The sequence below is a fragment of the Kitasatospora purpeofusca genome, from assembly GCF_036010405.1.
In the GTDB taxonomy this organism is placed as follows: Bacteria; Actinomycetota; Actinomycetes; order Streptomycetales; family Streptomycetaceae; genus Kitasatospora; species Kitasatospora purpeofusca.
In genome coordinates this window covers 7,708,239-7,728,053 of record NZ_CP108561.1, presented here as the reverse complement: position 1 = coordinate 7,728,053, position 19,815 = coordinate 7,708,239, and the positions used below count along the sequence as shown (strand labels likewise).

Genomic DNA, 19,815 nt, shown 5'->3' with positions numbered 1-19,815 from the left:
GCCTCGCTTTCGAAGTGCCCCGCCGCCGTACGGGATCGTTCTCCCGTACGGCGGCGGGACCGCCCGTCCCCGCCCGTCCCTCCTGTCCCCGTCCGGCCCGTCCGGCCCGTCCGCCCCCGATTGACTACCCTCGAAAGCGCAAAGGAGCTTCCGTCATGCAGGACATCGCCGAGCAGCTGCTGGCCTGGCACACGTCCGGCCGCTCCTTCGCCGTGGCCACCGTCGTCGGGGTCACCGGCAGCGCCCCGCGCGACCCGGGCGCGGCGCTCGCCGTCGACGCGGACGGCGAGGCGGTCGGCAGCGTCTCCGGCGGCTGCGTCGAGAGCGCCGTCTACGAGCTGTGCCGGGCCGCGATCGAGTCCGGTGAGCCGGTGCTCGAACGCTTCGGCTACAGCGACGAGGACGCCTTCGCCGTCGGCCTGACCTGCGGCGGGATCCTGGACGTGTTCGTCCAGCCGGTGCGTCCCGGGGCCGACCCGGCCCTCGACGCCGGTATCGCGCTGATCGCCGACGGCACCCCGGTGGCACTCGCCCGGGTCGTCGCCGGACCGGCCGGACTGCTCGGCGCCACCGTCGCCGTCACCGCCGACACCCACCACGGCCTGCTCTCCCCCGCGCCCTCCGTGGCCGCCCCGCTGGAGCGGTCGGTCGTCGCCGAGGCCCGGGCCATGCTCGACGCCGGCCGCACCGGCCGGATCGTCCTCGGCCTGGACGGGCGCCCCTGCGACGAGCACCGGCAGGGCACCGTCACCCTCTTCGTGGAGTCGTACGTGCCCGCGCCGCGGATGCTGGTGTTCGGCGCGATCGACTTCGCCGCCGCGGTGGTGCGGATCGGCAAGTTCCTCGGCTACGACGTCACCGTCTGCGACGCCCGGCCCGTCTTCGCGACCGAACGGCGCTTCCCCGAGGCCGACCGGGTGGTCGTCGACTGGCCGCACCGCTACCTGGACACCCAGCTGGACCGGCTGGACGGCCGGACCGTGCTCTGCGTGCTCACCCACGACGCCAAGTTCGACCTCCCGCTGCTGGAGCGCGCGCTGCGGCTGCCGGTCGGCTACGTCGGTGCGATGGGCTCGCGCCGCACCCACCGCGAGCGCGAGGCCGGACTGCGCGCGGCCGGACTGACCGAGGCCGAGATCGGGCGGCTGCGCTCCCCCATCGGCCTCGACCTGGGCGCCCGCACCCCCGAGGAGACGGCCGTCTCCGTCGCCGCCGAGATCGTCGCCCACCGGCGCGGCGGCAGCTGCCTGCCCCTGAGCGCCGGGAGCGGGCCGATCCACCACGACCTGGCGCAGGACCTTGCGGCGTCCGAGGCCGGCCGGGAGACGCCCGCCCGCCGGGTCCGCAAGCCGCACGCCGCCTGACCCGTCCCGCCGTCGCGCCGGGGGCGGTCAGCGCACCACGTTGTGGGCCTCGCAGATCAGCGGCGGGCCGCCCGCCATCCCCAGCTCGCGGAGGATCGGCAGCAGCACCGCCGCGAAGTGCTCGTAGGCCTCCCGGGACTCCCAGACATCGGTCACGTGCCAGCCCGCGCCGTCCGGCAGCGGGCCGGCCGCGTGCGTCAGCAGCCCGCGCACCGGCCAGTCCTCGGGCCGGTTCAGCCCGGAGCCGCCGGTCAACCGGTCCACCGACTCCTCGTACTGCTCCCGGCTGACCCCGGGAAGGTCGAACACCACGATGACCGCCATCGGGAGACTCCTGTCCTGCGCTGCCCGCGAGTCCTGCGCCGACGCGCTCCGGGGCGGCGTCCGCTCACCGCCCGGCCGCCTCCCAGTGCAGCCCCCGAACCGCCCCGGCGGCCACCCGGTACCGCCGACCGGGTGAATTGCGGGCCCCTCGGGAGCGGAGCAGGCTGGAACCGAGGACTCGTCCGGGCCCTCGCCCGCGCCCGGGAAGGGGCACCGCCATGCGCGCCCTGCTGGAGATCGAACTCGACACCCCGACGGCCAACCGGGCCGTCGCGGACGGCGCCATCATGGCGAGGTTCAACCAGATCATGGCCGACCTGAAGCCCGAGGCGGCCTACGCCTTCCCGCGCAACGGCCGGCGCTGCCAGATCGTGGTCGTCGACGTCGCCGACGAGGCCGCCGTGGTCGCGATCTGCGAGCCGTTCTGGTTGGAGTTCAACGCCCATATCGACATGCACGTCTGCATGAACGCGGACGACCTCCGCGTGGGCCTCGGCCGCGTGGGACGCTGAGCGGCCCGACCGGTCGGACCTAGTCCGAGACCGCCAGCTTCACGCCGAAGCCGACCACGGCCAGGCCCGTCACCCGGTCCATCGCCCGGCGCGCGGACGGGCGGCGCAGCCAGCCGCGCAGCGCCTGGGCGAAGCCCACCAGTACCGTCGACCAGAGCAGGCCCTCGACCACGTGCACGCAGGTCAGCGCGACACCGGCGGCGAAGTGCGGTGCGCCGGCCGGGATGAACTGCGGCAGCACCGCCACGTAGAAGACGCCCACCTTGGGGTTGAGCAGGTTGGTCAGCAGGCCGCGCCGCCAGCCCGCGGCGAGGCCGCCGGTGGAGGTCTCCGCGGGGGTGTCCGCCGCCGTGTCCGCCGGGGCGCCCTGCTCGGGCTCCGGGTGCGCGCGGGAGCGGAGCATCCCCACGCCCATCCACACCAGGTACGCGGCACCCGCCCAGCGGAGGATCTCGTAGCCCAGTTGCGAGGCGGTGAGCAGCGCCGTCACACCGGCCGAGGTGAGCGCGCCCCAGAGCAGCGTGCCGGTCTGGATGCCGAGCACCACGCCCCAGGCCTGCCGTCGGTGGCCGAGCGCCGAGGTGCGGAGGATCAGGGCGGTGTCCAGGCCCGGGGTGAGCGTCAGCAGGCCCACGACGAGGGCGAAGGACCACAGGGCGGTCGTCATCTCCATGGCCCACGATCGTACGGGGGCCGGGCGGCCCGGCCGCAAGGGAATGTGCGGCCGGGGCGGCGGAGAGGGTCACACCGGACGTCACTCCGGGGGTCACTCCGGGCGGCGCACCCGCTCCGCCACCCGGCGGCCCTCCTGCTCGGTCGGGTCGAACTCCACCCGCTGCCCCTCGACCAGCGTCCGGTCGCCGCCGTCCGCCGCCACGATCGAGTCGTAGTACACGTACAGCGCCGGGCCGTCGTCGTCGGGGGTGATCAGGCCGTAACCGTGGTCGGCCTGGTAGGACTGCACGATGCCGGTGGCCATCGGGGTCTCCTCGGGTCCGTTGTCGGCACTCGGGCCGCACGCTCCCCCCTCCGCCACCCATGATCGGTGCTGAACCCGCCGGGCGCACGCCCCGGCCCCGACGGAAGGACGACGGATGCGGACGGCCCGCGCGATCTCCCTGCTCCTGCTGCTCCAGGCCCGCCGCAGCATGACCGGCGCCGAACTCGCCGCCGAGCTGGAGGTCTCCGAGCGCACCGTGCAGCGCGACGTCCTGGCGCTGGCCGAGGCCGGGGTCCCGGTGTACGCCGACCGGGGGCGGGCCGGCGGCTACCGGCTGCTCGACGGCTACCGCACCCGGCTGACCGGGCTGGACCGGGCCGAGGCCGAAGTCCTGCTGCTGGCCGGGCTGCCCGGGCCGCTCCAGGACATGGGCCTCGCCGATCCGGCGCTCGCGGCCCGGCTGAAGGTGACCGGCGAGCTGGGCGGGGCGCCGGCCGCCGGGGCGCGGCGGTTCCACCTGGACGCGCCGGGCTGGTTCCGGGACGCACCGGTGCCGCCGCTGCTGGCCGAGGTCGCGCGGGCGGTTTGGGGCGGGCGGGTGCTGCGGGCACGCTACCGGCGGCGGCCGGAGGCGGACCCGGTGGAGCGGGTGCTGCGGCCGTCCGGGCTGGTGCTGAAGGCGGGCACCTGGTACCTGGTCGCCCGACCGGACGGGAGCGGTGGGGAACCGGGCGGGAACGGCGAGGAGGGGGAGGCCGCCGCGCACCGGGTGTACCGGGTGGACCGGCTGCTCGCCGCCGAACCGTCGGAGCGGCGGTTCACCCCCGACCGGACCGACGAGGAGTTCGACCTGGCCGCGTTCTGGGAGGCCCGGGCCGCCGGGTTCGCCCGCTCACTGCTCCGGGAGACGGTCACCCTGCGGCTCGGCCCGCCCGGCCTGGCGCTGGTCCCGCGGCTGCTCGAACCGCTCGCCGCACGGGAGGCGCTGGCGAGCGCCGGGGAGCCCGACGGGCAGGGGCGGGTGACCGTCCGCCTGCCCGTCGAGTCGCTGGACGTCGGCTACGAGGAGGTGCTGCGGCTCGGGCCGGAGGCCGAGGTGCTGGAGCCCCCGGCCCTGCGGCAGCGGTTCGCGGAGGCGGCGGCCCGGGCCGCCGCCCTGTACGGCGTACCGCCCGCCGACCGGTCTCAGCGGTAGCCGGCCGGGTCCACCGGGTCGTCCGTGCCCTCGATGTCCACCAGGTAGCGCCAGGCGTCCGGGCGGCTCCCGTCGAGGTCGGTGAAGCCGTACTCCAGGGCCAGGCCGCCGCTGGACAGCGAGGTGCCGTTGAACCGCGCCCGACCGGCGTCGGCGGCCAGCGCGACCACCGCGCGGCCCACGTACGCCGGGGACTCCGAGATGCCGAACTGCGGTTCGGCCGCCGTCGCCTCCCGCCACGTCGCCTCGGTGACGCCGAAGTGCTCCAGCATCATCTCCGAGCGCATCCAGCCCGGGGTGAGCGCCACCGCCGTCGCCCCGCGCGGGCCCAGCTCGTGGCCGAGCGCGAAGGCCATCCGCAGCACGGCGGCCTTGGCGATGTCGTAGAAGAAGGAGTTCCGGTAGCGGGTCGCGTTGTACTCGGCGGTGCCGTCGGTCATCTCGACCACCAGCCCGCCGGGGCGGCGCAGCAGCAGGGGCAGCAGGTGGTGGCTGGTGACCGCGTGCGTCTCGACGGCGAGCCGCAGCAGGCGCAGCCCCTTGTCGAGGTCGTGCTCCCAGACCGGGACGTTCCAGCCGAACAGCTCCTCGCCGCCCCAGATGTCGTTGACCAGGATGTCCAGCCCGCCCTGCTCGGCCTCGATCCGGGCGGCCACCGCCGCGACCTCGGCCGGGACCAGGTGGTCGGCGCGCACCGCGATGCCCCGCCCGCCGGCGGCAGTCACCAGCTCCGCCGTCTCCTCCAGGGTCTCCGGCCGCCCGTACTCGCCCCGGTGGCCCTCGGCGCTGCGGCCCGTCCCGTACACCGTCGCCCCGGCGGCACCCAACGCCACCGCGATCCCCCGCCCGGCCCCCCGGGTGGCTCCCGCCACCAGTGCGACCCTGCCCTTGAGCGGCTGCTGCTCCGTCATGTCTCGCCCTTCCTCACGTGCCGCGGTGTCTCCACCCGTCGGCATCGATACTCCCCGGGAATCCCGACACCTTCTGTCGGGATTCCCTGGTCGGCCTGTGGCAAAGGACGTGGAACGATGCCGCAGTCCCAGTCGGCCGTGCCGACCGGCATCATCAGATCGGGTTACCGCGCGAAAGCCGCCTGGTCGATCGGGAACTGCTCACCCACCGGTGCCCACCGGTCCGGTCAGCTCGGGCAGCCCGCCCTCAGCCAGCCGATCGAGGAACTCCCTGCCTTTGCGGCGCTCGGCGGCGCCCTCCGGGGCGGCGTCGACGGTGGCGGCCCCGGTCGTGGTCCCGAAGGTCTCGGCCTCCTCGACCCGAAGGGTGTCGTCGACGTCCGTCTCGGTACGAGCCACGGCGGACCTCCTGGAGGCTGCGGACCTGCGCTGTCACATCCCAGTCTGTCCGATGTCACAGGCTCGTACGGCCGGGAATCCGGGCAGCACCGATCGGGATTTCGAGGGCGTCCCGGGGCGCGCGGTGGCACCGCGCGCCCCGGGTTCCGGCTTTCCGGCTTTCCGGCTTTCCGGCTCAGGTGACGTTCAGGCGGGCGGCGAGGCGGAGGAGGCCGGGGGCGAGGCGGCTGAGGAAGCGGGCGGCCTTGGCCTCGGGGGTGACGGGGACGACGGCGCGGCCGGTGCGGACGGCGGTGAGGATGGCGGTGGCGACCTTCTCCGGCGGGAAGCCCCGGCGGGCGTAGAGGCGGGCGGCGCGGGCCTGCTTGGCGGCCTGTTCGTCGGCCGTGGTGGCGGAGAAGGTGGAGGTGCGGGTGATGTTGGTGTTGACGAGGCCCGGGCAGATGGTGGAGACGCCGATGCCGTGGCCGGCGAGTTCGGCGCGCAGGCAGTCGGAGAGCATGAAGACCGCGGCCTTGCTGGTGGCGTAGGCGGTGAGGGCCTTCGAGGGCAGGTACGCGGCGGCGGAGGAGAGGTTGACGATGTGGCCGCCCTCGCCCCGGTCGGCCATCAGGGTGCCGAAGGCGCGGCAGCCGTGGATGACGCCCCAGAGGTTGACGTCCAGGACCCGCTGCCACTCCTTCTCGGTGGTCTCCAGGAAGGTGCCGGAGTGGCCGATGCCGGCGTTGTTGACGAGCACGTCGGGAACGCCGTGCTCGGCGGCGACCTGTTCGGCGAAGGCGTCGACGGCGGCGCCGTCGCTGACGTCGACCCGGTAGGCGTGGGCCGGGGGGCCGATCAGGGCGGCGAGTTCGGCGGTGCGGCGGGCCGCGTCGAGGTCGAGGTCGCAGACCACCACCCGGGCGCCCTCCGCGGCGAAGGCGATCGCGGTGGCCCGGCCGATGCCGCTGCCGCCGCCGGTGACGACGACGAGCCGGCCGTCGTCGGGGGTGCCGGACGGAGCGGCGTCCGCCCCGGCCCCGGTGCGGGCGACGTGCTCACGGACCAGTCCGGCCACGGTGGTTCCCTTCTCCAGCAGTGCGGACCAGTGGGTGGCGCGCAGGGTCCGGCGGGTCAGCCTGGGCGCCCAGCGCTCCAGTCCCTCGGAGAGGTAGCTGCCGACGTAGTGGTCCTCGGTGAGGGTGATCAGCTGGACCGGCACCTCGGTGGGGCGCTCGCGCGGACGGCGCAGGGCGGGCCGCATGTTGGCGCGGTAGAGCTCGATGCCGCGCACCGCGTCGCGCCGCAGGGTGGGCTGCGGGTGGTCGGCGCGCGGGGTGACGCCCTCCAGGTCGCGCAGCACCCGGGGCCAGGCGCGGGCCAGGCCGAGCCGCCAGACGCCGGGGGCGAGAAAGGGCAGGTGGAAGGCGGTGATGTACCAGGAGTGGGCGCCCTGGGAGAGGAGTTGCCGCAGGTGGCGCGGGGTGGGGCGGCGCAGGCGCTCGCGCAGCCAGAAGCCCATGTGGTCGAGGCAGGGCCCGGACATCGTGGTGTAGGAGGCGAGGCGGTGTTCGGCGCCGGGGGCGGTGACGGCCTCCCAGGACTGCAGCGAGCCCCAGTCGTGGGCGACGACGTGGACCGGGCGGTCGGGGCTGACGGCGTCGGCGACGGCGAACAGGTCGGCGGCGAGCTGCTCCAGGCGGTAGCCGGCGCGGTCGGCGGGGACGCCGGAGGCGCCGGCGCCACGCACGTCGTAGCGGACCACGTGGTGGTCGCGGGCGAGGTCGGCGGCGACGTCGTCCCAGACCGCGTGGGTGTCGGGGTAGCCGTGGACCAGCAGCACGGTGGGTGCGGACGGGTCGCCCTGTTCGAAGACCGCGAGCGGGAGGCCGCCGGACCGGACGGTGCGGGGGCGGGTGGCGCGGGCGGCACCGGTGCTCATCGGGCGGCTCCCTCGGGGGCGGTGGTGGTGGCGGTGGCGGCGTCGACCCCGGCGTCGACCCCGGCGCCGGCTTCGGCTTCGGCTTCGGCTTCGGCCTCGGCCCAGCGGCGGACGTGCGGGAGGTCGTCGTCGAGCCAGTAGGCGTCGTCCTCGGTCACCACCAGCAGTTCCTCGAACTTGATGCCGACCTCCCGGAAGCCGATGTGCGGCTCCACCGCCCACAGGCCGGGGGTGGGCGCGTGCCGGGAGGAGCGGCCGTCCGCCCAGAGCGGGGAACGGCCCTGCAGGCGCTCGCTGACGAGCTCGCGGCCGAGCGTCTGGAGGGTCCGCACGCCGAAGCCCAGGACGTTCACCCCGGCCGGGCCGCGGGCCGTGGTCCGGGTGACCTGGTGCCCGATCACCCGGCCCGGGTAGACCCGGTGGCGGTTGTCGTAGCCGTGCGCCTCGATCTGGGCGTCGACGGCCGCGTACACCTCGGCGAGCGGCTTGCGGGCCCGGACCTCGGCGAGGATCAGCTCGCGGTAGACCCGGAGGTCGGCGGCGAGGCGGTCCCAGACCCGGTTCTCGCCCACCTTGCCGCCGTAGCCGATGTCGGCGGTGTAGCCGTCCACGACGGGCGCGCAGTCCAGCACGTACGGCATGCCCTCCTGGAGGCGGCGGTTGCCGGCGAAGAACTGCAGCGGGGTGCGGAAGTGGCGGAACGCCGTCCGGTCCCCGAACCAGGCGAACGGGACGTGGAAGAAGTCCTGCACACCGGCGGCGACCAGGCGACGGCGCAGCTCGGCGGTCGCCTGGCGCTCGGTGACGCCGGGTTCGATCCAGGCGGCGACCTGCTCGGCGCAGTCGTAGGCGAGCTGCTGGGTCTCCCGGAAGCGGGCGAGGTCGCGCTCGGTGTACGGGAAGGCGGGGGTGCGCGGCACGGCGGGGGCTCCTTCTGGTCCTTGAGCGGGCGCTAGAGGTCGAGCACGAGGGTCTCGCCGGCGGCGGCGCGGGAGACGCAGGGCAGCAGGGCGCCGTCGGCGCGCCGTTCGGGGGTGAGGCGGCGGTCGCGGTGGTCGGGGGCGCCGGCCAGCAGCCGGACCTCGCAGGTGCCGCAGAAGCCCTGCTTGCAGGAGTACGGGAGGTCGGGGCGGGCCTCGCGGAGCACGTCCAGGGCGGAGCGGTCGGCGGGGACGGGCAGTTCGGGGCCGTCGGCGCCGAGGCGGACCGTGAACGGCTCGCCGTCGGTGACCGGGGCCGCGCCGAACCGCTCGAAGTGCAGGGAGGCGGCGGGCGAGGCGTCCAGCGCCCGCTGGACGGCGGTGAGCATCGGGGCCGGGCCGCAGCAGTAGACGGCGGCTCCGCGCGGGGCGTGCGCGAGGAGTTCGGTGCCGGTGGGCGGGCCGCCGTGCTCGTCGTCGGTGCGCAGGTGGACCCGGGCCGGGTCGAGGGCGCGCAGTTCGGCGGCGAACGGGAGGGTGTCGGCGCTGCGGCCGGTGTGGACGAGGTGCCAGTCCAGGCCGTTGCGGCGGGCCTCCCGGACCATCGGGAGCAGGGGGGTGATGCCGATGCCGCCGGCCAGGAACAGGACGGCCGGTTCGGCGCAGAAGGCGAAGCCGTTGCGCGGGCGGCGGGCGGTGAGCCGGGTGCCGGGGTGGAGGGTGTCGTGGATCTCCGCGGAGCCGCCGCCACCGTCGGGCAGGCGGCGGACGGCGATGCGGTAGCCGGACCGCTCGGCCGGACCTGCCTGATCTGCCTGGTCGGCCGGGTCGCCGCAGAGCGAGTAGTGGCGCTCGCGGCCGGAGGGGAGGGTGAGGCGCAGGTGGGCGCCGGGCTGCCAGCCGGGGAGCGGGCCGCCGGAGGGGTCGGCGAGGGTGAGCTCGACGACGTCGGCGGCGACCCGGCGGCGGGCGGTGACGACCAGTTGCAGGGCCTCGGTGGGGCGGCTGAACGGGCGGCGCGGGTTGCGGCGCAGCAGCGGGCCGCCGAGGGCGGGGCTGTAGCGGTCGCCGAAGGCGGTGAGGAAGCGGAAGAAGGTGTCGGCGCGCGGGCGGCCGTAGAGGTCGGGGGGCGGGGTGCTCAGGTCCATCCGGTGCGGTCCTCGGTTCCGGTGGCGGCCGACGGCGGGGCGCCGACAGCTGCAGGGTTTCGGGCGACGAAGGGGCGGGGGTCTCCCCCGGGGGTCACCGCCCGGCGGCGGCGCGGGCGGCCGGGGAGGTCGCGAGGTAGCCGAGGGCCTGGCTGGAGGAGCCCTCCTGGGTGGGGTGGTAGCCGGGCCGCAGGTAGCGCAGTCCGGAGCGGATCGACCGTACCGGGTCGGGCAGCAGCCCCCGCTTGGCGATCCGGCCGGTCTCGCGCCAGGTGGGCCTGAGCCGCCCGTCGAGGGTCGGGTCGGCCGCCAGCAGGAAGCGGGCGCCGCGCACCCAGAGGTGGACCAGCAGCGGGCCGGAGACGAGCATGCCGCGGATCCGGCGGGCGTAGCCGGGGTCGAGGTGGACCATCAGGTCGAAGGCGACGCTGCGGTGCTCGACCTCCTCCGCGCCGTGCCAGCGCAGCAGGTCGAGCATCGTCGGGTCGGCCTGGGCGCGGTCCAGGCCGGGGGAGTTGAGCGCCCAGTTGCCGAGGAAGGCGGTGAAGTGCTCGATCGCGGCGACGAAGGCGACCCGTTCGACGAGGTTCTCGCGCTGCCGGGCCGGGCTGAGGCCGGGCTTGTCGCCGAGGACGCGCTGGAACAGCCAGGAGACCTGCCGGACGTAGGGGCGCGGGTCGAGACCCTGGCCGAGCAGGTGGTCCAGGACCTCCTGGTGCGCCTCGGCGTGGATGGCCTCCTGGCCGATGAATCCGAGGACCTCCTCGCGGAGCTGCTCGTCGCGGATCAGCGGGAGGGCGTCCTTGAACACCTTCACGAACCAGCGCTCGCCCTCGGGGAGGAGCAGGTGCAGCACATTGATGACGTGGGTGGCCATCGGCTCGTCGGGGATCCAGTGCAGCGGCAGCCGGGCCCAGTCGAAGCGGACGTCGCGGGGCTCCAGAACGAGGCTCTCGTGCACCCGGGCGGCGGGCGCGGCAACGGCGGGGACGGGGGTGGAGCTGGGCATGGGAGGGCCCTCCTGACCTGCGGGTGGCGGCTCGACCCGGCAAAACGTACTCGCGGGTAGCCCGTGCCACAAGGGGTTCTGCACGCCTTATCGACATCGAGTCTAATAAGTGATGTGCACCGCGCGGACCACCGGGAAACGCGGACCGGGGAAACATGGACCACCGGGAAACCCGGAGCACCGGAGAACCCCGGAAACGCGAGGACCCCGCCGGAGCGGGGTCCCGTGGGCGTGCGGCGGGTCAGACCGCCATCGCGAGCATCAGCGGCGCGGCGCGGGCGGCCAGCAGTTCGGCGGCCGCCTTCAGCCGGTGCGCGTCGCCGACCGGCATCGAGGTGGCCAGGCAGCCGACCGTGCTGCCGGCGGTCACCGGGACGGCCGCGCAGACCGTGCCGACGGCGTACTCCTGGATGTCCAGCACCGGCACGGTGGCGGGCTGCCGCTCCAGGCGGTGCATCAGCTGGTCGGCGTCGGTGACCGTCCTGGAGGTCAGCCGGGCCACCGGGTGGCGGGACAGGTGGTCCCGCCGGCCGTCGTGGTCGAGCTGGCCGAGCAGGCACTTGCCGATCGCGCTGGCGTGCGCGGTGGCCCGGAAGTCCACCCACTCCTGCACCGCCGGCGCCAGGTCCGAGGCCGAGACCGCCACCACCGACAACTCCCCGTCGTGGTACCGGCTGAAGTACACCGCCGCGCCCAACTCCTCGCGCAGCTCGTCGAGTTTGCGGTCCATCCGGGCGCGCACCAGCTGCTCGCGGTTGTGCTGGCCGAGCAGCGCGAAGGTGCCGCCGATCACCCAACCGCCGTCCTGGCAGTCGAGATAGCCCTCGACCTCCAGGATCTCGGCGAGCCGGCGGACCGTCGGGAGGCCGAGCGAGGTCTCCCGGGCGAGGGTCACCAGGGTGGCGCCACCGGGGTGCCGGTCGACCGCCTCCAGCAGTCTGAGGGCGTGTCGCAGGGAGGTGAACGGACCGGGCGCTCCCTGCTCCGGTACGGCGTGACGGCCCGGGGCTGGTGTCGACATGTCGTCCCCTTCCGATGTCCACCCGCCAGGTGACCCGCGGGTAGGGTCCACCCTATCCACCGCCCGCCTCCACCAACTCCCCCTCGTGGAATATTCGGGCGGACACGGTGAATCGCTTGACTGGCATATGCCCCACCGGACACCCGCTCATTCCCGTGCGCTCCGGCCTGGGTGCCGGGGCCGGGAGACGCGGCCGGGCCGCTCCCCCACTGCCTCGGGGGAACGGCCCGGTCGGGAGGGGCGGCCGGCGTGCGGGGCCGGCCGCCCTGGAACGGGGGGGTGGGGACGGGGGGTCAGGACTCGTCGACAGCCCGCAGCTTCGCCACCGCGGCCTCCAGCCGGGTGCCGTACTCCTCGTCGGCCGCGTGGAAGTGGGCGAGGTTCTTCTCCACGATGTCGTCCCGGGTGACCTGGGCGAGCGCGCCGGCCAGGTTGGCGATCAGCCGGCCCCGCTCGCCCTCCGACATCAGCCGGTAGAGCTCCCCGGCCTGGAAGAAGTCGTCGTCCTTGGTGTGGGCCGGGGTGGTGCAGGTGCCGGTCCAGCCGGTCAGCGCGGTCGGGGCGGCGAGCGCCGCGTCGGTCTGCGCCGGGCCGTCGTAGGAGTTGGGCTCGTAGTTCCGGCCCCGGCCGGCCGGGTTGAGCGCGCTGAGGCCGTCGCGGCCGTAGTTGGCGGCCTCGGTGGCCCGGGGCGCGTTGACCGGCAGCTGGGTGTGGTTGACGCCGAGGCGGTAGCGCTGGGCGTCCGCGTAGGCGAACAGCCGGCCCTGGAGCATCTTGTCCGGGGACGGGCCGATGCCGGGCACGAAGTTGTTCGGGGAGAACGCGGACTGCTCGACCTCGGCGAATACGTTCTCCGGGTTGCGGTTGAGCACCAGGCGGCCGACCTTGACCAGCGGGTAGTCGGCGTGCGGCCACACCTTGGTGAGGTCGAAGGGGTTGAAGCGGTAGTCCGCCGCCTCGGCGACCGGCATCAGCTGCACGTAGAGCGTCCAGGTGGGGAACACCCCGCGCTCGATGGCCTGGTGGAGGTCGCGCTGGTGGCTGTCGGCGTCGCCGCCGACCGCCTCGGCGGCCTGCCCGGCGTCCAGCGAGCGGATGCCCTGGTTGGTCTTGAAGTGGTACTTCACCCAGAACGCCTCGCCCTGCTCGTTGACCCACTGGTAGGTGTGCGAGCCGTAGCCGTTCATGTGCCGGTACGAGGCGGGGATGCCCCGGTCGCCGAACAGCCAGGTGATCTGGTGCGTCGAGGCCGGCGAGTGCGCCCAGAAGTCCCAGACGTTGTCGGCCTCCTGGACCCCGGTGAACGGGTCGCGCTTCTGCGAGTGGATGAAGTCGGGGAACTTCAGCGGGTCCTTGATGAAGAACACCGGGGTGTTGTTGCCGACGAGGTCGTAGTTCCCCTCCTCGGTGTAGAACTTGACCGCGAAGCCGCGCGGGTCGCGGACGGCGTCGTTGGAGCCCAGGTTGCCCGCGACGGTGGAGAAGCGCAGGAACAGCTCGGTGCGCTTGCCGACCTCGCCGAGGAACGCGGCGCGGGTGTACTGCGACACCTCGTCGGTGACCTCGAAGTAGCCGTACGCGGCGGAGCCCCGGGCGTGCACGACGCGCTCCGGAATGCGCTCGCGGTTGAACCGGGCGAGCTTCTCCAGCAGCTGCTGGTCCTGGATCAGCAGCGGGCCGTACGCGCCGGCCGAGGCCGAGTTCTGGTTGTCGGCGACCGGGGCGCCGGACTCCGTGGTCAGGATCTTGGGCATGACGGGTCCTTGGGTTTCGATAAGGGTCTTGCGTGCAGGAAGATGTGATGCGGCATCAGATAGGGCGCGGCGCCGCCGGACCGGATGCACGGGTGCGCGAATGCTCGGGCGGTCGAACGCTCAGATGCCGAGCAGTCGCCAGGCGGCCGAGCGGCGGCGGGAGGAGTGCTCGCCGTCGGGGCCGTCGGACGGGCTGAGCCCGGCGACGGCGGCCCTGGCCGCGACCGGCCCGCCCAGTGGACGGGCGGCGGTGAGCTCGGCGGCCTCGGCGGCGGTCAGTCCGGCCTCGGTGAGCGCGGCCCCGGCCTCGGCGGCCGGGACGGCGTCGAACCAGCGCAGGGCGAGGGCGGCCCGGCCGGCCTCGGTGAGGCGGCCGGTGATCCGGAGGCGGGCGAGGCCGCCGTCCGGGTGGACGTCGATCCGCACATGGGTCACCGGGCGGCCCGGGGCCAGGCGCAGCCGGTGCCGGGTGTCGGGCTGGAGGCGGGTGCGCGGCAGCAGCGGGAACCAGCCGTCCGCGTCGGTCGCCGGGTCCCCGCCGGCGGAGGCGTCGTAGCCGGCGAGGTCGGCCCAGCCGGGGGCATTGGCGACGAAGTGGGTGGTGTCCACCTCGACCGCCAGGGCCTCACCGCCCCCGGCCAGGGCGATCCGCACCCAGTCGTTGGCCTTGTCGCGCCGACGCCGGGTCTCCCAGCCCTCGCCCATGACGGAGGCGCGGCCGGGAGCGTTCAGGTTGTGCGGGGAGGAGTAGAAGCGGTCGGAGGCGGCCTCGGCGACACCGCCGTGCTCCTGGGCCGCCAGGTCGAACGTGAGGCCGTCCAGGTCGCGCGGGTCGGGCAGCACCTCACCGTGGACGCGGAGCCGGGCCACCCCGCCGTCGGGGAAGATGTTGAGCCGGACGTGGGTGTACCGGGCCGAGGAGTCGACCGGGAACTCGTGGGCGGTGTCGCCCCGCAGCGGGGTGCGCGGCAGGAGCTCCGTCCACTCGGCGTCGGCGAGTTCGGCCGGCGAGGGGTGGCCGGGTATCGAGGCGGCCTCGACGGAGGCGCTCTCCGGGTAGTTGCCGGTGAAGTGCGCGGTGTCGACGACGAGTCCGCGGACCACCCCGGCGGCGCCGAGCCGGACCACCGCCCAGTCGTGGTCCTCGTCGGTGGGGTGCGGCTGCCCGGCGCTGACGCCGCGGCGGCGGCGGGACTCCCAGCCGTCCATGATCTGGCCCTTGTGGCCGAAGGTGTGCGGGCGGAACTCGGCGGGCGCGGCGACCAGCAGGTTCTCGGCGTCCGCGAAGGTGTCCTCGTTGGTGGCGACGACGCCGGCGCCGAGGGCCCGGGAGGCGAGGTTCACCAGCTCGGTGAACGGCGCGCGGGCGGGGGCGGCGGCCGGGGCCTCGGCCCCGCCGGGAGTACCGGCGGTGGCGGGGGCGCTCTGGGCGGGGACCGTGGTCACTGGATCTCCTCGGACGGGTTGCTGGGGCGGGTGAGCTGGATGCCGAACGGTTCGCCGCCCGGGTCGACGACCCGGCCGCGCAGCCAGGTCGTGCGCACGGCGCCGGTGAGCGTCCGGCCCGCGTACGGGGTGACGGGGTTGCGGTGGTGCAGCTCGGCGGCGTGGACGGCGAAGTCGGCGTCGGGGTCGAAGGCCACCAGGTCGGCGTCGTGGCCGACCGCTATGGCGCCCTTGCGCCCGTCGAGGCCGACCAGCCGGGCCGGGCCGGCCGACATCCAGCCGACCACCTCGGCCAGGGTGCGGCCGCGCCGCCGGGCCTCGGTCCAGACCGCCGGCAGGCCGAGCTGGAGGGAGGCTATGCCGCCCCAGGCGGCCGCGAAGTCGCCGCTGCCGCCGTGCTCGGGCAGCAGCTTGAGGTCCGGGGTGGAGGGCGAGTGGTCGGAGACCACGGCGATGAACTCCCCTGCCACCAGGGCCTCCCAGAGCGCGTCGCGGTTGGCCTCGTCGCGGATCGGCGGGCAGCACTTGAAGGCGGTGCCACCGTCCGGTATTCGCTCGGCGGCGAGGGTCAGGTAGTGCGGGCAGGTCTCGGCGGTGACCCGGACGCCGTCCGCCCTGGCCTGGCGCAGCAGGGGCAGCACGGCCGCCGAGGACACGTGCAGGACGTGCACCCGGGCGCCGGTGCGGCGGGCCGCGTCCAGCAGTCGGGCGGCGGCGGCGGTCTCCGCGCCGGCGGGGCGGGAGGCGAGGAAGTCCCGGTAGTGGACGCCGGGTTGCTGCGGTGCGGCGGCGAGTACGGCCGGGTCCTCGGCGTGGATGATGGCGAGCGCCCCGAGCCGGGCCTGCTCGGCCAGTGCGGCTTCCAGTCCGGCCGCTTCGAGGTGCGGGAACTCGTCGACGCCGCTGGGCGCGAGGAAGGACTTGAAGCCGAACACGCCTGCCCGGTGCAGGGGTTCGAGGTCGGCGAGGTTGTCGGGGACGGCGCCGCCCCAGAAGCCGAGGTCGACCCAGGCCTGGCCCTCGGCGGTCTTCCGCTTGGCCTCGAGCCCGGCGAGGGTGGTGGTGGGGGGCACCGAGTTGAGCGGCATGTCGACGATCGTGGTGACGCCGCCGGCGGCGGCGGCCCGGGTGGCGGTGGCGAAGCCCTCCCACTCGGTGCGGCCGGGCTCGTTGACGTGCACGTGGGTGTCGACCAGGCCGGGGAGCAGGGCGGTGCCGCCGAGGTCGGTCACCCGGTGGCCGTCGGCCGGGAGGGTGCCGTGGGGGGCGATCCGCTCGATCTTCCCGGCCCGGACCAGCACGTCCGCGGGGCGCTCGCCGTCCGGCAGGACCACCCGGCGGGAGCGGATCACCTCGGTCTCGCTGATGGGCATGGGGAACCTCCGAAGCCTGATGAGGGGATGGCTGGTACGAGGGGTGCGCCGAAGGATGGCCCGGAGCCTAGGCCCGCCTTCAACAAAACGTCAATGGAGGAAACTACGAGGAGCGGGCGGACGGGAGCCGTGGCCGGGAGGCCGGGAAGCGGTGGGTTCAGCGGCGCAGGAGGTCGGCGGCGAGCCGCTCCCCCGCGACCTCGGCCAGTTCCCCGGCCCTGGTCATGCCCTCGCCCGGGGTCTCGCCCAACTCGGCGAGGGCGTAGGCCGCGACGAAGCCGGCGGACCGCCACTCGCGTTCGGACAGCTCCACCCGTCCCGCGACGGCGGCCACCCGGACCCCCGCCCGGGCAGCCGCCGCGGCGACGCCGGCGGGGGCCTTGCCGTGGAGCGTCTGTGCGTCCAGGCAGCCCTCGCCGGTGACGACGAGGCGTGCCCCACGCACCGCCCCGTCGAAACCCAGCAGGTCGAGCAGCAGCTCGATGCCGGGTCGCATGGTGGCGCCGAGCACGGCCAGCGCGGCGAAGCCGACCCCGCCCGCGGCCCCGGCGCCGGGGGCCTCCCGGACGTCCCGGCCGACGGCGGCGGCGACCACGTCGGCGAACCGGGTCAGACCTTCCTCCAGGACCAGCAGGTCCTCGCCGTCCGCGCCCTTCTGCGGGCCGTAGACGGCGGCGGCCCCGCGCGGGCCGAGCAGCGGGTTGTCCACGTCGCAGGCGACGACCACCTCGACGCCCGCCATCAGGTGGGCCGAGGTGCCGAGGTCGATCCGGGCCAGTCGGCGCAGCGAGGCCCCGCCGGGCGGGAGTTCGACGCCGTCGGCGTCCAGCAGCGAGACCCCGAGCGCCTGGAGCATGCCCGCCCCGCCGTCGGTCCCGGCGCTGCCGCCGAGGCCGAGGACGATCCGGCGGGCCCCCTGGGCGACCGCCCTGGAGATCAGCTGGCCGACGCCGTAGGAGCCGGCCGCGAGCGGGGCGGTCCGCCCGCCGGGGAGCCGGGCCAGGCCGGAGGCCTGCGCCAGCTCGACCACGGCGGTGGTGCCCCGGACGGCGAGCGCGGCGTCCACCGGAAGGCCGGTGGGACCGGCCACCTTGGCCGCGACCCTGGTGAAGCCGGCCGCGAGGGCGGCGGCCAGGGTGCCTTCGCCGCCGTCGGCGACGGGCAGTTCGCGCACCTCGGTGCCGGGCGCGGCACGGCGGATGCCGGCGGCGATCCGGGCGGCGGCCTCGGCACCTTCGAGGGTGCCCTTGAACTTGTCGGGAGCTACGACCACATGGCCCTGGTGGGGGGTGGCGGGCATGGTGCGGGCCTCACTTCCGGGCTGGTCTGGCAATGGTTCGTCAAGCATGGGCCCGGGCGGCCCGGGAGCGGCTCCCTCCCCGCCGTTCCCCTCGCCCGCTTCCGACGTACGAGGGGCTCCCCTCGGTGAGGGAGGGAGCCGGTGCGACGCGCCGGGTGCACGACCGAAGTGCCCCGTGAGGGTGGGCGCGTCGCAGCCTGGTCGATCGACGGGCGGGCGGATGAGCCCCGGCCCGCCCGCCGATCGGGTCTGGAGTCGGCCGGCGGCCGACGAACGCCGTCGGCCGTCGGCCGCCGGTCGGCCTCCCGGTGGCGCGGGCACGACCGGACAGGTCACGCCACCGGGAGGAGCTGTGGGGGCCGGCGGGGACGCTCCGCCCCGCCGGCCGGAGGGGCTACTTCACCTCGCGACCGGAGAGCCGCTCGACGCCGCGCAGCAGCGCCGAGTGGTCGAGGGAGCCGTCGCCGTTGGCGCGGGCGGAGGCGACCAGCTGGGCGACGACCGCGCCGACCGGAAGCGCCGCGCCGACGGCCCGGGCGGCGTCGGTGACGATGCCCATGTCCTTGTGGTGCAGGTCGATCCGGAAGCCGGGGGCGAACTCGCGGTCCAGCATGTTGGCCTTCTTGCGGTTCAGCACCGTGGAGCCGGCCAGGCCGCCGCCGAGCACGTCCAGCGCGGCGGCGAGGTCCACGCCCGCGTTCTCCAGGAAGACCACGGCCTCGGCCAGCACCTGGATGTTGACCGCGACGATCAGCTGGTTGGCGGCCTTGACGGTCTGGCCGGCGCCGGCCGGGCCGACGTGGACCACGGTGGTGCCGAGCGAGGCGAACAGCGGCTCGGCCTCGGCGAAGTCCTCGGCGGCGCCACCGACCATGATCGACAGCACGGCCTCGACCGCGCCCGCCTCACCGCCGGAGACCGGGGCGTCCAGGGCCCGGACGCCCTTCTCCTTCGCGGCGGCCTCGACCTTGATCGAGGTCTGCGGGGTGATGCTCGACATGTCGATGAGGAGGGTGCCCGGCCGGGCGTGCTCCAGGACGCCGCCCTCGCCCAGCACGGCCTGCTCGACGTGCGGGTCCGCCGGGACCATGGTGATCACGACCTCGGCGTCCTTCACCGCGTCGGCGATGCTGGTGGCCCCGTGGCCGCCGGCCGCGACCAGGGCGTCGATCTGCGGCTGGGTGAGGTTGTAGCCGGTGACGTGGTGGCCGGCCCGGACCAGGTTGGCCGCCATCGGGCTGCCCATGATGCCGAGGCCGATGAAGGCGATCTTGCGGCTCATCGCGTCGTTCCTTCTGTTGCGTGCGTGCGGGGTGCGGAGGGAGGGGAAGGGATCAGAGCGCCGCCGCGCGGTGCTCCCGTGCGAGCCACTCGAAGCTGTCGGCGCTGACGCCGGTGGACGGCCGGTACTCCAGGCCGATCCGGCCGGTGTAACCGGCCGCGGTGAGGCGGGCGAGGAGGTCCTCGAAGTCGAGTCCGCCGGTGCCCGGCTCGTTGCGGGCGGGGGTGTCGGCGATCTGCACGTGGCCGATCCGGTCGGCGTAGGTGTCGATGACCTCGGCGAGGTCCTCGCCGTTGCGGGCCAGGTGGTAGAGGTCGCAGAGGAACTTGGCGTTGCCCAGGCCGGTGGCGGCGTTGACCTTGTCCACCACCTCGACCGCGGCGGCGGCGGAGACCAGCGGGTAGTCCGGGGACTCCGGCCGGTTCAGGGCCTCGACCAGCAGGATCGCGCCGATGCCGTGGGCGGCCCGGGCGGCGAGCACGAGGTTCTCCAGGGCGAGCGCGTCCTGCTCGGCCGGGTCGACGCCCTCGACGCGGTTGCCGTAGAGGGCGTTCAGCGCCGGGGTGCCGAGCGAGGCGGCGAGCGCGGCGGTGACCGGCACATTGGCCCGGAAGCGCTCGCGCTCCGAGGGCAGCGAGACGGTGCCCCGGGCGCCCCGGGTCAGGTCGTCGAGGAAGTTGAGACCGGTGAGGCGGACCCCGGCGTCGGTGAAGGCCTTGCGCAGCGCGTCGAGTTCGGCCTCGGACGGGTCGTGCTCCTCGCCGAACGGCCACCACAGCTCGGCGGCGGTGAAGCCGGCGGCGGCGGCCGCGGCCGGGCGCTCCAGCAGCGGGAGCTCGCCGAACAGGATCGACAGGTTGACCGTGAAGCTGTGCCGGGCGGCGGCGCTCGTTCCGGCGGCCATGTCCATCACCTCGTAATCTCTCTTCCGACATCCGCAACTTCCACGATCCGGAAGAGGGATTCTGTCTGGTGGAAGCATGTCCGGGGCATCGA

The 19,815-nt window shown here is 75.0% G+C and carries 18 protein-coding genes and 1 pseudogene; 3 read left to right on the top strand and 16 right to left on the bottom strand.

The window, feature by feature from the left end; all coding sequences use genetic code 11:
• Positions 1-155: 155 nt before the first annotated feature.
• Entirely contained in the window at positions 156-1,364 is a 1,209-nt protein-coding gene (locus tag OG715_RS33825) for an XdhC family protein (protein WP_266273468.1), read from the top strand.
• A gap of 27 nt (positions 1,365-1,391) precedes the next feature.
• On the opposite strand, the gene OG715_RS33820 is transcribed toward OG715_RS33825, so the two are convergent.
• Positions 1,392-1,688, bottom strand: coding sequence for a hypothetical protein (locus OG715_RS33820; RefSeq protein WP_266273469.1), 297 nt, complete (start codon positions 1,686-1,688; stop codon positions 1,392-1,394).
• A gap of 218 nt (positions 1,689-1,906) precedes the next feature.
• Here OG715_RS33820 and OG715_RS33815 point away from each other — a divergent pair, with 218 nt between their 5' ends.
• Complete coding sequence (locus OG715_RS33815; protein ID WP_266273470.1) at positions 1,907-2,200, top strand: hypothetical protein; 294 nt, start codon at positions 1,907-1,909, stop codon at positions 2,198-2,200.
• A gap of 19 nt (positions 2,201-2,219) precedes the next feature.
• Here OG715_RS33815 and OG715_RS33810 read toward each other — a convergent pair whose 3' ends face one another.
• Together OG715_RS33810 and OG715_RS33805 are read right to left on the bottom strand one after the other, a co-directional pair.
• A complete protein-coding gene (locus OG715_RS33810) occupies positions 2,220-2,873 on the bottom strand; it encodes a LysE family translocator (protein WP_266273471.1) in 654 nt (217 codons plus the stop codon).
• A gap of 93 nt (positions 2,874-2,966) precedes the next feature.
• Entirely contained in the window at positions 2,967-3,179 is a 213-nt protein-coding gene (locus OG715_RS33805; RefSeq protein WP_266273472.1) for a cold-shock protein, read from the bottom strand.
• 115 nt (positions 3,180-3,294) lie between these two features.
• Here OG715_RS33805 and OG715_RS33800 point away from each other — a divergent pair, with 115 nt between their 5' ends.
• Positions 3,295-4,335, top strand: a complete 1,041-nt coding sequence (locus tag OG715_RS33800; protein ID WP_266273473.1) for a helix-turn-helix transcriptional regulator — start codon at positions 3,295-3,297, stop codon at positions 4,333-4,335.
• Here the strand turns inward: OG715_RS33800 and OG715_RS33795 are convergent.
• From OG715_RS33795 to OG715_RS33735, 13 genes and pseudogenes are all read right to left on the bottom strand, one after another.
• The gene (locus OG715_RS33795; RefSeq protein WP_266273474.1) at positions 4,326-5,246 is read right to left on the bottom strand and encodes an SDR family oxidoreductase; all 921 of its coding nucleotides are present in this window, start codon (positions 5,244-5,246) and stop codon (positions 4,326-4,328) included. The genes OG715_RS33800 and OG715_RS33795 overlap by 10 nt on opposite strands.
• A gap of 201 nt (positions 5,247-5,447) precedes the next feature.
• A complete protein-coding gene (locus tag OG715_RS33790; protein WP_266273475.1) occupies positions 5,448-5,645 on the bottom strand; it encodes a type II toxin-antitoxin system VapB family antitoxin in 198 nt (65 codons plus the stop codon).
• A gap of 175 nt (positions 5,646-5,820) precedes the next feature.
• Complete coding sequence (locus OG715_RS33785) at positions 5,821-7,566, bottom strand: SDR family oxidoreductase (protein WP_266273476.1); 1,746 nt, start codon at positions 7,564-7,566, stop codon at positions 5,821-5,823.
• Entirely contained in the window at positions 7,563-8,486 is a 924-nt protein-coding gene (locus OG715_RS33780) for a M24 family metallopeptidase (RefSeq protein WP_266273477.1), read from the bottom strand. The genes OG715_RS33785 and OG715_RS33780 overlap by 4 nt, the downstream gene beginning before the upstream one ends.
• Positions 8,487-8,518: 32 nt before the next feature.
• Positions 8,519-9,634 carry a PDR/VanB family oxidoreductase gene (locus OG715_RS33775; protein WP_266273479.1) on the bottom strand — a complete coding sequence of 372 codons (1,116 nt, stop codon included), beginning with the start codon at positions 9,632-9,634 and terminating at the stop codon, positions 8,519-8,521.
• Between the two features lie 94 nt (positions 9,635-9,728).
• On the bottom strand, positions 9,729-10,643 hold the full coding sequence (locus OG715_RS33770; RefSeq protein ID WP_266273480.1) for a metal-dependent hydrolase: 915 nt from the start codon (positions 10,641-10,643) through the stop codon (positions 9,729-9,731).
• Positions 10,644-10,884: 241 nt separating this feature from the next.
• The gene (locus OG715_RS33765) at positions 10,885-11,664 is read right to left on the bottom strand and encodes an IclR family transcriptional regulator (protein WP_266273481.1); all 780 of its coding nucleotides are present in this window, start codon (positions 11,662-11,664) and stop codon (positions 10,885-10,887) included.
• Between the two features lie 293 nt (positions 11,665-11,957).
• Positions 11,958-13,418, bottom strand: a complete 1,461-nt coding sequence (locus OG715_RS33760) for a catalase (protein ID WP_266273482.1) — start codon at positions 13,416-13,418, stop codon at positions 11,958-11,960.
• Positions 13,419-13,751: 333 nt separating this feature from the next.
• Positions 13,752-14,864, bottom strand: a pseudogene (gene alc, locus OG715_RS33755) (allantoicase); the annotation flags it as partial.
• Positions 14,861-16,237: an allantoinase AllB gene (gene allB / locus OG715_RS33750; protein ID WP_266273483.1), complete on the bottom strand. Its 1,377-nt coding sequence runs from the start codon at positions 16,235-16,237 to the stop codon at positions 14,861-14,863. The pseudogene alc and the gene allB, both read right to left, overlap by 4 nt.
• A gap of 157 nt (positions 16,238-16,394) precedes the next feature.
• Positions 16,395-17,537 (bottom strand): glycerate kinase, encoded by a 1,143-nt coding sequence (locus OG715_RS33745; RefSeq protein ID WP_266273484.1) that lies wholly within the window; start codon positions 17,535-17,537, stop codon positions 16,395-16,397.
• A 394-nt stretch (positions 17,538-17,931) separates the two neighbouring features.
• Complete coding sequence (locus OG715_RS33740; RefSeq protein ID WP_266273485.1) at positions 17,932-18,819, bottom strand: 2-hydroxy-3-oxopropionate reductase; 888 nt, start codon at positions 18,817-18,819, stop codon at positions 17,932-17,934.
• A gap of 52 nt (positions 18,820-18,871) precedes the next feature.
• The gene (locus OG715_RS33735) at positions 18,872-19,723 is read right to left on the bottom strand and encodes a TIM barrel protein (RefSeq protein WP_266273486.1); all 852 of its coding nucleotides are present in this window, start codon (positions 19,721-19,723) and stop codon (positions 18,872-18,874) included.
• Positions 19,724-19,815 lie beyond the last annotated feature (92 nt).

What these genes read in the sequence shown, in the direction of transcription:
- OG715_RS33825 (WP_266273468.1), top strand. Translation starts at nt 156, where the DNA reads ATGCAGGACATCGCCGAGCAGCTGCTGGCCTGGCACACGTCCGGCCGC.
- OG715_RS33820 (WP_266273469.1), bottom strand. Translation starts at nt 1,688, where the DNA reads ATGGCGGTCATCGTGGTGTTCGACCTTCCCGGGGTCAGCCGGGAGCAG.
- OG715_RS33815 (WP_266273470.1), top strand. Translation starts at nt 1,907, where the DNA reads ATGCGCGCCCTGCTGGAGATCGAACTCGACACCCCGACGGCCAACCGG.
- OG715_RS33810 (WP_266273471.1), bottom strand. Translation starts at nt 2,873, where the DNA reads ATGGAGATGACGACCGCCCTGTGGTCCTTCGCCCTCGTCGTGGGCCTG.
- OG715_RS33805 (WP_266273472.1), bottom strand. Translation starts at nt 3,179, where the DNA reads ATGGCCACCGGCATCGTGCAGTCCTACCAGGCCGACCACGGTTACGGC.
- OG715_RS33800 (WP_266273473.1), top strand. Translation starts at nt 3,295, where the DNA reads ATGCGGACGGCCCGCGCGATCTCCCTGCTCCTGCTGCTCCAGGCCCGC.
- OG715_RS33795 (WP_266273474.1), bottom strand. Translation starts at nt 5,246, where the DNA reads ATGACGGAGCAGCAGCCGCTCAAGGGCAGGGTCGCACTGGTGGCGGGA.
- OG715_RS33785 (WP_266273476.1), bottom strand. Translation starts at nt 7,566, where the DNA reads ATGAGCACCGGTGCCGCCCGCGCCACCCGCCCCCGCACCGTCCGGTCC.
- OG715_RS33775 (WP_266273479.1), bottom strand. Translation starts at nt 9,634, where the DNA reads ATGGACCTGAGCACCCCGCCCCCCGACCTCTACGGCCGCCCGCGCGCC.
- OG715_RS33770 (WP_266273480.1), bottom strand. Translation starts at nt 10,643, where the DNA reads ATGCCCAGCTCCACCCCCGTCCCCGCCGTTGCCGCGCCCGCCGCCCGG.
- OG715_RS33765 (WP_266273481.1), bottom strand. Translation starts at nt 11,664, where the DNA reads ATGTCGACACCAGCCCCGGGCCGTCACGCCGTACCGGAGCAGGGAGCG.
- OG715_RS33760 (WP_266273482.1), bottom strand. Translation starts at nt 13,418, where the DNA reads ATGCCCAAGATCCTGACCACGGAGTCCGGCGCCCCGGTCGCCGACAAC.
- allB (WP_266273483.1), bottom strand. Translation starts at nt 16,237, where the DNA reads ATGCCCATCAGCGAGACCGAGGTGATCCGCTCCCGCCGGGTGGTCCTG.
- OG715_RS33745 (WP_266273484.1), bottom strand. Translation starts at nt 17,537, where the DNA reads ATGCCCGCCACCCCCCACCAGGGCCATGTGGTCGTAGCTCCCGACAAG.
- OG715_RS33740 (WP_266273485.1), bottom strand. Translation starts at nt 18,819, where the DNA reads ATGAGCCGCAAGATCGCCTTCATCGGCCTCGGCATCATGGGCAGCCCG.
- OG715_RS33735 (WP_266273486.1), bottom strand. Translation starts at nt 19,723, where the DNA reads ATGGCCGCCGGAACGAGCGCCGCCGCCCGGCACAGCTTCACGGTCAAC.